At 37.6% G+C, this 12,773-nt stretch carries 10 protein-coding genes; 5 read left to right on the top strand and 5 right to left on the bottom strand.

The window, feature by feature from the left end:
• The first annotated feature begins 196 nt into the window (after positions 1–196).
• The 3 genes from F6K23_RS07025 (at position 197) to F6K23_RS07015 (ending at position 6,609) form a co-directional block, all read left to right on the top strand.
• Positions 197–4,018 (top strand): DUF4347 domain-containing protein, encoded by a 3,822-nt coding sequence (locus F6K23_RS07025; protein WP_293152551.1) that lies wholly within the window; start codon positions 197–199, stop codon positions 4,016–4,018.
• Between the two features lie 36 nt (positions 4,019–4,054).
• Complete coding sequence (locus tag F6K23_RS07020; protein WP_293152547.1) at positions 4,055–5,044, top strand: radical SAM protein; 990 nt, start codon at positions 4,055–4,057, stop codon at positions 5,042–5,044.
• A 494-nt stretch (positions 5,045–5,538) separates the two neighbouring features.
• Complete coding sequence (locus F6K23_RS07015; RefSeq protein WP_293152544.1) at positions 5,539–6,609, top strand: NAD-dependent epimerase/dehydratase family protein; 1,071 nt, start codon at positions 5,539–5,541, stop codon at positions 6,607–6,609.
• A 43-nt stretch (positions 6,610–6,652) separates the two neighbouring features.
• Here the strand turns inward: F6K23_RS07015 and F6K23_RS07010 are convergent, their stop codons facing one another.
• Positions 6,653–6,850, bottom strand: coding sequence for a cupin domain-containing protein (locus tag F6K23_RS07010; RefSeq protein ID WP_293152541.1), 198 nt, complete (start codon positions 6,848–6,850; stop codon positions 6,653–6,655).
• Between the two features lie 112 nt (positions 6,851–6,962).
• On the opposite strand from F6K23_RS07010, the gene F6K23_RS07005 reads away from it, so the two are divergent.
• Positions 6,963–8,033: an NAD-dependent epimerase/dehydratase family protein gene (locus F6K23_RS07005; RefSeq protein WP_293152538.1), complete on the top strand. Its 1,071-nt coding sequence runs from the start codon at positions 6,963–6,965 to the stop codon at positions 8,031–8,033.
• Between the two features lie 23 nt (positions 8,034–8,056).
• Here F6K23_RS07005 and F6K23_RS07000 read toward each other — a convergent pair whose 3' ends face one another.
• The 3 genes from F6K23_RS07000 to F6K23_RS06990 form a co-directional block, all read right to left on the bottom strand.
• Positions 8,057–9,331: a UDP-galactopyranose mutase gene (locus F6K23_RS07000; RefSeq protein ID WP_293152535.1), complete on the bottom strand. Its 1,275-nt coding sequence runs from the start codon at positions 9,329–9,331 to the stop codon at positions 8,057–8,059.
• Positions 9,332–9,348: 17 nt separating this feature from the next.
• Positions 9,349–9,786, bottom strand: coding sequence for an SRPBCC family protein (locus F6K23_RS06995; RefSeq protein WP_293152532.1), 438 nt, complete (start codon positions 9,784–9,786; stop codon positions 9,349–9,351).
• A 203-nt stretch (positions 9,787–9,989) separates the two neighbouring features.
• Positions 9,990–10,577 carry a GNAT family N-acetyltransferase gene (locus F6K23_RS06990; protein WP_293152529.1) on the bottom strand — a complete coding sequence of 196 codons (588 nt, stop codon included), beginning with the start codon at positions 10,575–10,577 and terminating at the stop codon, positions 9,990–9,992.
• Between the two features lie 281 nt (positions 10,578–10,858).
• On the opposite strand from F6K23_RS06990, the gene F6K23_RS06985 reads away from it, so the two are divergent.
• Positions 10,859–11,245 carry an SET domain-containing protein-lysine N-methyltransferase gene (locus F6K23_RS06985; RefSeq protein WP_293152526.1) on the top strand — a complete coding sequence of 129 codons (387 nt, stop codon included), beginning with the start codon at positions 10,859–10,861 and terminating at the stop codon, positions 11,243–11,245.
• Positions 11,246–11,828: 583 nt separating this feature from the next.
• Here F6K23_RS06985 and F6K23_RS06980 read toward each other — a convergent pair.
• Positions 11,829–12,671 (bottom strand): alpha/beta fold hydrolase, encoded by an 843-nt coding sequence (locus F6K23_RS06980; protein WP_293152523.1) that lies wholly within the window; start codon positions 12,669–12,671, stop codon positions 11,829–11,831.
• Positions 12,672–12,773 lie beyond the last annotated feature (102 nt).

Genomic DNA, 12,773 nt, shown 5'->3' with positions numbered 1-12,773 from the left:
TTATTAGCCTCAAATTAACGATTTATGCATCACCCAAATGGGTGAATTAAGTATTGCCTAATTAGAGGATATAAAATACTTATTGCTTCTCTTATATTAAAGGTATTGATAGTTATAGCCTAATAATAAATAGCAATTATAAAGCCTCTCAAAAATATTTACCATTAATAATTCATTCATCAGGAAATAAATTACCATGACTAGATTAAACATCTGCCAATCCGCATCTAGCGAAAAATCCAACAATTTCGTTGAATTATCTACTAAATCAGGCACCTCACAACAAATAGTTTTTATAGACTCTAATGTAGAAGATTATCAGAGTCTAGCGAATGGTGTTTTACCAGGATTCCAAGTAGTTATTCTCGATCCTAGTAAAAATGCTATTCAGCAGATTACTAAAGTTATTCAAAAATTACCTCAGATATCATCTATTCATATAGTTTCTCATGGTACCCCTGGCTGTTTGCAGTTGGGGAATAGCCAATTAAATATTAAAAATATTAATGACTATGCTGCTGAGTTAGAAACTTGGTCAGCTAATAATATATTGCTCTACGGTTGCCGTGTCGCAGCGGGAGATGCAGGAGCAGAATTTATTGAAAAATTACACCAACTCACAGGCGCAGAAATTGCTGCTTCGACCTCTAAAATTGGTCATGCAGCACAAGATGGAAATTGGGAATTAGATGTAAAAACTAGCCAATTTGAAGCGGTTTTAGCTTTTAATTCTGAGGTTCAAAACCAGTGGGAGCATGTACTAGCAGATACCGACGGCGATTTAGTTGACGACGCGGACGATATCGACGATGACAACGACGGTATCCTGGATACAGAAGAAGGTTTTGGAGTTGTCACTACAGTCGCAGTCATTAACGACGATCAATATGACTTTGATACAGACTTATCAAATCAAACTCTCAATAGTCTTGGAGACGCGGGTAGTAACTCTTTCAACTTCACATCATCGTTACAGGGAGGTGCGACGTGGAAAGATGGTGTTGAGTTAATTGAGGATGGCAGTAGCTTTGATACCCCCATTAATAACTTTATTAGAGTACAGCCAGAGAATACTGATATTGCCAATGGCAAGACTGCCTTATACGTCTTTGAGTTTGAAAATACCACACCTTTCAGCATGATCATTGGGGGACTCAATAACGATGATGCTGTGAGTATGAAAGCCTTCAATGGGGATACAGAAATTACATTAACCTCCGATAACTTTGTCGATCTAGCTGACGGTGTAGAATTAATCACAGGAGCAGGAATTCCTAACAATACCTATGGTTCAGCCAACAGTAATGGTGGTGTTGACCCAACAGTTAACCAACTGACCTTCACTATCGATCAGTCTATCACTCGACTGGAAATTACCTCCGGAAAAAGTGATGGTGATGATGGGACTGTTACCCTTGGCTTTCATACCTTAACCTACGGTACTGCAACATCAGGAAGGGATACAGACTCGGATGGCATTGAAGATCACCTTGACCTCGACTCCGACAACGACGGCATCGCTGACCTAGTTGAAAGTGGCGCACCCCAAAACATACTTGATTTAGACACCAACAACGACGGTACTATCTCAGACAGCGAGTCTCCCGTCGGCACTAATGGCTTAGTGGATGCGATTGAAGGCACTGATGGCAACGGAACAGGCACTACCCCCGTCAATAGCGACAGCCCTGCCGACAGCACCCCCGACTACCTCGACCTCGACTCCGATAACGATGGTATCCCTGATGCTGTTGAAGCCCAGCCGACAACAGGCTACACCTCCCCTGGTAATGCAGTCGATGCTAATGGCGTTACCACTGCAGTTGGCCTGGTTACACCTGAAGATACTGACAACGACAATACCCCTGACTACCTTGATGCTGACTCTGATAACGATACTACTGATGATGTAGATGAGTCTGGGCAAACCCTTTCAGGTAATGATGACAATGGGGATGGAATTGATGATAGTGTTAATGCCAGCTACGCCTTTCCTGATGGAGATATTAATAACCCAATCAACAATCTGCAAAATACAGATTCTGATACAAGCGATGCAGATTATCGGAGTTTAAATGTTGAGACTGATACCGATGGTGACAATGTTCCAGACACAGACGACATCGACGACGACAATGACGGTATTCTCGATACTGTAGAGTCTTCTGCGGGGTTAACGTTCAACGCAAATGATGTACTGATTAACAGCCGCACATTCACGGCTGATGGGACAGCGGTAATTCTGTCTGATGTCTCCGACATTCTTACCTTTGGACCAAACATATACAACAACTTTGATCAAGGAACATTTGGAACAGCTGTTGTTCCTGCTGACGACGGTAATTCAAATACATCAGAAACAGTTTCACCCACCGTGAATCCCTATCCGGGGTTCGTCATCGACCAAGATGGCAACAGTTTGGATGCAAACTACAGTGAATACGACAATATTACACATGGCGATTGGTCAATCGTTGCGAACATTGATCTTGAGGGCCGTCGTAACGGATCACAGGCAGATCCGGTCATCGACCCTGTTTACGGAAGGAATGGTCGGATGTTTACAGCAGATCCGGACGCGGGCGAAATTCCAACCCTTTCGGATACCATAACAGATCTTGTGCCTGGACAACTCTATCAGTACTCATTCTGGGCAGCAAATTCTGAAATATCGGGAGATCCTAACTCTATCGGGGTGCAAATTGGACAGCCTGGCGGTTCAATGACGGAAGTGATGAATACGGGCGGACTTCCTCGTGGCAATTCTGGGATAACGAATGAAGGCGGTGATGGTGCTACCAGTGGAGTCATTTGGACAAACTTTTCATTCGTTTTTGAGGCACCAGCGTCAGGGCAACTACAGGTTGATCTAGCATCAACAGGAAACTCACCTGGAGGAAATGACTTTTTGCTCGACAATATTGAGTTGCGTGCAGCGTCATTCGATAAAGACGGGGATGGTATTGCTAATCACCTCGACCTCGACTCAGACAACGACGGCATCCCCGATAATATCGAAGCCCAAACAACTCAAGATTACATAGCTCCCAACCCTGATGATGATGCCACCTACACCACTAATCAGGGTTTAAACTCCGCTTATCTTCCCACCACTGATGGCTTAACCCCTGTTGACACCGACAGCGACGGTAATGTAGATTACCTTGACACTGACAGTGATGACGATGGCATCAATGACATCACTGAATCTGGTTTGGGTCTCACTGATGATGGCAGTGGCATGACCACAGGTACAGTGGGAGCTAATGGTCTTGATGATACCGTTGAATCAGCTGACGACTACAGTGATGTTAACGGCGACGCCCACGATGGTACTAACTTCAACCTCGACGACAGCGATAACGACACTGCGGACGATGGTTCCAATGCTGCACCCACCACTACAGACTTTGATTATCGGGATGACAAGGACGCACCAACAGCCACCAACAACAGCAATAGCACAACCAAAGACGGAGGCACCCCAGCCAGCGGAAACATCATCACAGACGACAACGGCAACGGAGTAGACAGCGACCCAGACTCTGACAGTCTAACTATTAGTGAAATTGAAGGAACAACCATCAGTGCCGCAGATACAGAAATCCCAGGCACTTATGGAACATTAACCATCAGTCCAGACGGAACCTACCAATATAACGTAGACCAAAGCAACCCAGACGTTCAGAGTCTAGCCTCCGATGGTAACCTTACAGAAACCTTCAACTACACCCTCAGCGACAGCAACGGAGGAGAAGACACAGCCGAATTAGTCATCACAGTTAATGGCACAAACACAGACCCAACAGCCACCAACAACAGCAATAGCACAACCAAAGACGGAGGCACCCCAGCCAGCGGAAACATCATCACAGACGACAACGGCAACGGAGTAGACAGCGACCCAGACTCTGACAGTCTAACTATTANTAGAAAGAAATTCCCAGAGGCATTTCCTCCCGAGGGAATAGTGAGCTGTGCCGTACAGCCTGTATTGGTTAATCCAATATCAAGATAAAAGCTGTTACGATTTTCTACAGTTTTTTTCGTACGGTTGAGTTACCATGATTCCCAAGGCAATATTCACCATACACCAGAACGAGAATTAATTCATGACTGGGATGCAATGCCTAGTGTTTTTCCTGTTTATGCAGAACATCTGGATATTCGCAAATATCTAATTGGTTATTTACTCGCTCCCTACATCTCCTTATATACAGGTCGCGGTTGCCCTGCTAAATGCACTTTCTGTTTGTGGCCACAAACTATTGGCGGACATCAATACCGAGCCAAAAGTCCCGAAGCAGTAGGGCGAGAAATGGCAGAAGCAAAAGCTATTTGGGGCAGCTCTGTGCGAGAATACTTTTTTGATGACGATACCTTTACTATTGATAAAAAACGAGCGATCGCTATTAGCGAACATTTGAAGCGACTGAAGCTAACCTGGAGTTGCAACGCTCGTGGAAATTTAGATTATGACACTCTTAAAGAATTGAGAAATAACGGTCTACGTTTGCTTTTGGTAGGTTTTGAATCTGGAAATCAACAAATTTTGGATGGAGTCAAAAAAGGAATCAAATTAGAAGTCGCCCGCAAATTTATGGAAAATTGCCATAAGTTGGGGATTAAAGTTCATGGAGCTTTTATTCTCGGTTTACCCAATGAGAGTAGAGAAACTATTGAGGAAACTATCCGTTTTGCTTGTGAAGTAAACCCTCATACGATTCAAGTCTTGATCGCTTCCCCCTACCCTGGAACAGAATTATATAGTCAAGCTCAGGAAAATGGTTGGTTTACTGGCGATGCTTTGGTTGCTAATTCTGGAATTCAGATGTCAGCGTTGCAGTATCCTAATTTGTCAGGTAGTGAAATTGAAGATGGAGTAGAGCAGATGTATCGTCGGTTTTATTTTAGACCGAAGTCAATTATTCCTATAGTTGGTGAAATGCTAGTAGACCCGCAAATGTTAGTGCGTCGTTTGCGTGAAGGTAAAGAATTTCTTTCTTATCTGAGAGAACGTCATCAGAGAGCAGCGAGTCATTAATCGGCTAAAAGAAGTCAGATTAATCTACCTGTTTCTCAGTCAAAGCTTTATTCTAATTTTCTTTCTTCTAATTTTTTCAGAAATGCTGTGTTGTTACCATGCACCAGCATCAATTAGTACGATTCCAGGTCGATAACCTCTATCTAAACTACGCTGCTTCATAAAACCGACATAAAACTATAGTCAGGACTTACGCAAATACACTATATATAGCGCATAGTAAATAGAGCGATTGCTGACGCAAAGCTCCCCTAACGCTATAATTTTTTCAGCGATCGCCCAGTATTTCTGATTCTATCTCTATCCATAAAAACTTAAATAACCGTCATGTTAATTGCAGGATATTTGAGTTCAGATACTAGATATACTGAACTAAGCACCTAGGTATCGCCAAAACTCTAATCAATAAAATCTATAATTATCTGATTGCTAATTTATTAAAACAATCTTATATTAAGTTTATTATTTAAAAATATTCTGAGAATAGACATAACATGAGTATTATCTTAATAACAGGAGCAGCTGGATTAATAGGTTCTGAATCTGTACGTTTTTTTTGCGCCAAAGGTTTTACTATTGTTGGCATTGATAATAATATGCGTTCTTTTTTCTTTGGTGAAGAAGCATCAACAGATTGGAATCGCGATCGCCTTTTAGAAGATTATGGAGAGCATTATATTCATCATAATGCTGATATTCGAGACCAACAAAAAATCTCTAGAATTTTTCAGACTTATGGTCAAGACATTAGCTTGATTATTCATGCAGCAGCTCAACCTTCCCATGATTGGGCCGCTAAAGATCCCTACACTGATTTTACAGTTAATGCTAATGGCACTTTAGTTTTACTAGAAAATACTCGTCAGCACTGTCCAAATTCTGTATTTATTTTTTGTTCAACGAATAAAGTTTACGGAGATACCCCAAACTATTTACCCCTTATTGAGCAAGAACTACGTTGGGAAATTCAGAAGTCACATCATTACTTTCAAGGTGTTGATGAAAATATGAGTATTGATAATTCAAAACATTCTCTATTTGGAGTTTCTAAAATAGCTGCTGATATTTTAGTGCAAGAATATGGTCGCTATTTTAACTTAAAAACAGCTTCTTTTCGAGGTGGATGTTTGACAGGATCAAGTCATTCCGGAGCTAAATTGCATGGTTTTTTATCTTATTTGATGAAATGTACTATGACTGGAGAACCCTATGAAATTTATGGATATAAAGGCAAACAAGTGCGTGATAATATTCATAGCTATGATTTAGTCAATGCTTTTTGGCACTATTATCAAGCTCCTAGAGTAGCTGAAATCTATAATATAGGAGGCAGTCGTTTTAGCAATTGCTCAATGTTAGAAGCCATTGATTATTGTCAAGTAATTACAGAAAAAAAGCTTGATTATAGTTATGTAGAATCTAATCGAATTGGGGATCATATTTGGTGGATTAGTGATATCCAAAAATTTAAAAATCATTATCCTGAGTGGGAATTAACCTACACCATTAAAGATATATTAGAGGAAATTTTTATGAATAATGTAAATCGTTGGACTAAAAAATAATTAGTTTGTCCCCAATCTTTTTACTAATTATTCCAATTCCCTCTCACAATATTAATCGTGTCATTTTCTCAATCAGAGACTGATGTTGGGGATAAAGTTTATTTAATTTCTCTTGCTTACCCAACTCAAAATCATTAAAATCAAAACTAGGAGCTACTGTACACCTCACCAGTGAATAGGATTGTGGAACATTCACCATAGCGCCAAACCAATATCCTGCTTTGACTACAGCTTGAAACATTTCCCAGAAATCTACAAAAATCAATAAAATCTATAATTATCTGATTGCTAATTTATTAAAACAATCTTATAGTAAGTTTATTATTGAAAAATATTCTGAGGATAGACACAACATGAGTATTATCTTAATAACAGGAGCAGCGGGATTAATAGGATCTGAATCTGTGCGTTTTTTTTGCGCCAAAGGTTTTACTGTTGTTGGCATTGATAATAATATGCGTTCTTTTTTCTTTGGTGAAGAAGCATCAACAGATTGGAATCGCGATCGCCTTTTAGAAGATTATGGAGAGCGTTATATTCATCATAATGCTGATATTCGAGACCAACAAGAAATCTCTAAAATTTTCCAGACTTATGGCAAAGACATTAGTTTAATTATTCATACGGCAGGTCAACCTTCCCATGATTGGGCAGCTAAAGACCCCTATACTAATTTTACTGTTAATGCTAATGGCACTTTAGTTTTACTAGAAAATACTCGTCAGCACTGTCCAAATTCTGTATTTATTTTTTGTTCAACCTGTAAAGTTTACGGAGATACACCTAACTATTTACCCCTGGTTGAGCAAGAACTACGCTGGGAAATTCAGAAGTCACATCATTACTTTCAAGGTGTTGATGAAAATATGAGTATTGATAATTCCAAACATTCTCTATATGGAGCTTCTAAAGTAGCTGCTGATATTTTAGTGCAAGAATATGGTCGTTATTTTAACTTAAAAACAGCTTCTTTTCGAGGTGGATGTTTGACAGGGCCTAGTCATTCAGGGGCTAAATTGCATGGTTTTTTATCTTATTTGATGAAATGCACTATGACTGGAGAACCATATCAAATTTATGGATATAAAGGCAAACAAGTGCGTGATAACATTCATAGCTATGATTTAGTCAATGCTTTTTGGCACTATTATCAAGCTCCTAGAGTAGCGGAAATTTATAATATAGGAGGCAGTCGTTTTAGCAATTGCTCAATGTTAGAAGCCATTGATTATTGTCAAGTAATTACAGAAAAAAAGCTTGATTATAGTTATGTAGAATCTAATCGAATTGGGGATCATATTTGGTGGATTAGTGATATCCAAAAATTTACAAATCATTACCCTGAGTGGAAATTAACCTACACCATTAAAGATATATTAGAGGAAATTTTTATGAATAATGTAAATCGTTGGACTAAAAAATAATTAGTTTCTCCTCAACCTTTTTACTAATTATTCCAATTCCCTCTCACAATATTATAGGCATCTAGACGACTAGCAACATTTAGCTCTTGCCAATCAGGAAAATATTTCTGAAGGCGAAGTGCCATTTCTGTAGTGGTATCAGTCGTCAAATACTTATACAGTCCTTTTCTACCAAAAGTAATAACATCTTTATGAGTTGCGGCTAACTCTAAATATTTTTCCAATAGTTTTGCATTTTCACTATCGTTAGAGGGATAAAATTCCTGTTTATGAGAAGGCTTTTCTATGGTGATTATAGTTCTTCCTTGATATGTTTCCAAAGTTTCCTTTTTTTGAAAGCTCTTATAATCAGTAATTCGAGCTTGTATATGATCTTTTTCAGGAAAGTAAGTCATAGAAATAGGTTTACTATTGAATTCACCATAATAATCCCTTTCTAAAATAACAGGTTCTATTTCATAACCGGAATATTTTAATTTGCCATACGGATACCCGAACAATTTATCTATACTCATAGTAGAAATCAACATATCATAGGAAATAGTCGTTCCTGAATCTAAAATAACCTCTTTTTTATCCAAATCTACTTTTGAAACTAGAGCATCATAGACGACATTTATCCCTTGCAAAAGATTCTTAAACAATTCATTCCAGTCGCTCTTTGGATATGCACACCATCGTTTATTAAAAAACATCTTTTCATCTTTTAAAGATTCACCTAAATGTCGCATTTTTGCCCATTCTGCTGACATTGTTTTCGGAGGAATTCCCCAAAATTTTTCGGTAAAATCTTTAAAATATATTTCATAAAAAGTTTTTCCTACTTTATCAATTAAATAAGTTTCAAAGTTCTCTTCATTAGGAATATGGGGTAGGTTTTTCCATTCTTCTTCTACAATTTCTTTAATACCCAAAATTTCAGCATTTTTCTGATGAGGAGGATAATAGGTAAATTTTCCTTTCACATAAGATGCGGAGGTTAATCCAGTCTCCACACAATCAATATGTTTAAGAATAAAGGCGATCGCTTCATCAGAGCAATGATGATTAGCTAAAATATGAGGACCATACTCATAAACCATTCCCTCTTTATAATAGCTTTTACACAATCCTCCCGGACGTTTAGCACTCTCCAATACTATGATTTGAGCCTGATCGTTAAATAACCTTGCTAGACTTGCACCAGCATAACCTGCACCAATAATAACTATTTTTTTCTTCATAACTTTTGTTATATTTTTGTGGTTAATTTTTATCTTAATTAAATCAGGACTTACGCATTTTTGAGTTCTAAACACTACATATATCTAAGATGTTATTCCCTAAATATCTGGTTCAATGAGTTAAAACCTGTCTGAAAAACACCATCACCTACTAACTTAATCAGATTCTGTTCTTCTTGGGGATCGCAATCGAATATAGCTGTCCATTCAGCATAAGTTAAATCTCCATCTGTGATTGGCTTAAGCTGCAGTGTTGCTATATAGTTCTTTAAGGGCATGGGTGATTCTAGGATTGAGTAGGAGTATAAATAATCTAAGTCGCTGAGAACCAATAGCTTCTCGCGAATAGTACCCCCTTCTTTAAGATTGAAATTACGAATACAGCCAACTTTATCGCTATGCTCACCATTTTCTATGGAACTGTTAGCAATAGCTGGATGCCAATTAGGTAGAGCATTAAAATCTCTAATCTTCATCCATACTTTATCAACATGAGCATTGATAACAGAACTTGTAAAAACTCTAACCATAAATGTAATGTGGGAAAACCGGGTTTACTATAATATATTCTACAGCAATTTTGATTTAAACGATCGACTTTATCTCAAAAAATCATATTACAAAACAATGATTGTTATCAATACTATCAAACATCTCAAATTATCCGAATATCATACAAATAAAAGGAATTTATAATTACTAACATTCTGATTTTATTTGCTTTTGATTACCCCTAATTCCAGCTTTTAATACTATCATTTTTCAATTCCATTAATACCATATCTGCTAGCTCTCCGTTAGGCATTGGCCATGATTTGTACATAATTTCTCTAACTACAAAACCAAGATTTTTAACCATATTAATTGAACTTTTATTTGACAATAAAATTGTTGCACCAATAGTTTTAATCTGTAATTCATCGAAAGCATAAATGATTACTCGTTTTAATGCTAGCTTCCCATATCCTTTATTTCTATATTTTTTATCCAGAATTGCTACAGCAGTTTCAGCAGTCAACAAATCCATATTAAAGCCTTTTAATAGTACATATCCAATAGGCAAACTTTCTAGAGCTAAGTAAACTCCAAATACTAGAGGCTGACTTTTGCGAGAATAAGAGAGAGTGCAATCTGAAATTGCCTCTATGAATTGTTCTGTATCATCAGGTTCAAAGAATGTGTTCCAACCCATTAAATCTATTAAACTTTGGTCTTGAGCAAGCTCGATTAAGTGCTTAATATGAGTATCTTCCATAGAAGTCAAGAAAACCTTAAATCCTGTTGGTTTATGTTCTTGCTCTAATAATATTTTTTCATTCATAATGCTTTTATAGCTTCAATTTTAAAAAGCCGTCAGCGGTCAGCACCTCAGCGGTCAGCAAGGTCATTTTTCTAAAGTTTAAAAGGGGGGCTTTCAACTCCTCCTAAACAATCCTGCTTACAGAAGTAAGGGATTTTAACCCAGACCTCTAAAAGCTGATAGCTAAATGCTAAAAGCTGATAGTTATTTAACCATTAAAGAAATTTTATGAAATTTCTTGATGTATGATACACTAAAATATTATAGATTGATGTTAAAAATTGATTTATTGGACATAATTGATGATTGAAGTAAAAAAAATTCCTCATAAAGGGCGAGGAATTATTGCTACACAAGATATTCCTGAAGGAGCATTACTAGAAGTTGCTCCTGTAGAGATTTTTCCATTTGAACCAAAACAAACTATAGATGAAACAGGAATCTTTAAGTATTACTTTGTATCCCCATCAGAATATAGCAAAAGTAAAAATGCGAATAGATATCTTGTGTTTGGTTTGGCTTCTTTTTGTAATCATGCAGAAAAGCCTAATGCTTGTGTAGAATGGGTTGAAAATGAAGTAGGTTTATGGGCGCATTTGATTGCCGATAAAGATATTAACAAAGGTGAGGAAGTAACTTTATTCTACACCAATATTAACGAGTATAGTGATGCACAGAAATTTGTTTGATTGTTGAGTTCTACTATGGAATTACAGCTCAATACAGGAGCAAGGATAAAGTTTCTTACTTCTTCCAGTTACAGGAGTTTTCCACTTAATAAGGTACAAAATTTTATAACTCTAGGAAACAGGAAAAAGAATTCATAAACTGTACCTCATTATCCAGGCAAAGTGCTTTAAACAATTAATAATGAATGATCAATAATGAATAATTAATAATTACCGAATAATTAATAATTAAATAATTAAATAATTAAATAATTAAGTAATTCACGCCTTGAAGCCTCCCCTTTCAAGGGAAAAAAAATATATTTTTTCCTTTTATTCAATCCTATCCGTTTTAGGGAGAGGTAATTATCAATTATCAATTATCAATTATCAATTATTGAACTCTCCTTAATAAAGAAGAGGATTGACTAATAATAAAAATTTTTCTTCTCTTGGTCAATTGGATATGGCGAGGAGACCGCTCTTATCAGAGCCGCTCCGCTGTTAGCGCAGCTTTGCGATAGCAAACGCCATCCCTCAACCGCTTATTATCCCGTTAAAAGGGGAGGCTTTAAACCACAATTTTTCGGTAATATCAATTTTACTAACGGCGATCGCCTATCGTCACATCGGTAATAAAATCTATCAATAAGCTATTAAATTTCTCTGGTGTTTCCCAATGTGGAGCATGTCCCGCATTGGAAATAAATTGAATTTTTCCATGCCAAAGGGTAGGCATTTTCAATTTTGCGATATGATCGGCGTTTACTAATTGCTCTTGTTCCCCATGAATAATCATTAAGGGAATCTTCATATTACCCACAATTTCAATCTCGTCTCGATAACCACCAGGGGTAATACTTGCACCTAAATTACCACGCGCTTGACCATCAGTTAAAGCAATATCTTCTAAGAAAAGCTCAGGAATTTCTACCATATCCGGTCTGAAGAAAGTTGTCACATAGGCTAACATATTCTCTTGACTTAGCTCCGCAGTTAAACCCAAGCTCAAAGATGGATGTGGCAAAAAAGCATTTTCTAGACTGGGAGGGTTGTCAGCAATTGGTGGCGTACCAAATATAACAATACCTTGTGCATCAGTGAGTCGATCGCTAGCTTCTAAAAGAATATGTCCGCCTAGACTCCAACCTACAAAAATTGCATTAGAAGCATCTAAAGCTTTAGCTACTTCAACGACAGCATCAGCATAACCAGGCAGACTATAAGTTACTTCTGGGTTAGCAGCTACATCTGAAAGTCCATGACCTGGTAAGTCCATCGCGATCGAGCGATAAGTCTCACCAAGCTGACTTTGTAATTGATGTAGGTAAGAGCGTCCGGATGAAGAATTACCATGAACGAGGAAAATAGTTTGCTCCTTACCTGAACTTTCATAATAAGCGATATTTTGAGTGCTAATTTCAACTTTTTGTGGTTTAAGTTCCATTTTAGAGCGAAAAATTATAGTAAAAATTTATTTGTACATTTTGCTGTAGTTGATATAGCAGGGAACAGGGAACAGGGAACAGGGAACAGTGGTAAAAGCTTT

This window comes from Okeania sp. SIO2C9 (assembly GCF_010672455.1).
Lineage (GTDB): Bacteria > Cyanobacteriota > Cyanobacteriia > Cyanobacteriales > Microcoleaceae > Okeania.
The sequence above is the reverse complement of the archived record's forward strand: the minus strand, read 5'-3'. Positions and strand labels throughout refer to the sequence as shown.

Excerpts from the sequence above, each read along its gene's own strand:
- F6K23_RS07015 (WP_293152544.1), top strand. The coding sequence starts at position 5,539 with ATGAGTATTATCTTAATAACAGGAGCAGCTGGATTAATAGGTTCTGAA.
- F6K23_RS07010 (WP_293152541.1), bottom strand. The coding sequence starts at position 6,850 with ATGTTTCAAGCTGTAGTCAAAGCAGGATATTGGTTTGGCGCTATGGTG.
- F6K23_RS07005 (WP_293152538.1), top strand. The coding sequence starts at position 6,963 with ATGAGTATTATCTTAATAACAGGAGCAGCGGGATTAATAGGATCTGAA.
- F6K23_RS06995 (WP_293152532.1), bottom strand. The coding sequence starts at position 9,786 with ATGGTTAGAGTTTTTACAAGTTCTGTTATCAATGCTCATGTTGATAAA.
- F6K23_RS06990 (WP_293152529.1), bottom strand. The coding sequence starts at position 10,577 with ATGAATGAAAAAATATTATTAGAGCAAGAACATAAACCAACAGGATTT.
- F6K23_RS06985 (WP_293152526.1), top strand. The coding sequence starts at position 10,859 with ATGATTGAAGTAAAAAAAATTCCTCATAAAGGGCGAGGAATTATTGCT.
- F6K23_RS06980 (WP_293152523.1), bottom strand. The coding sequence starts at position 12,671 with ATGGAACTTAAACCACAAAAAGTTGAAATTAGCACTCAAAATATCGCT.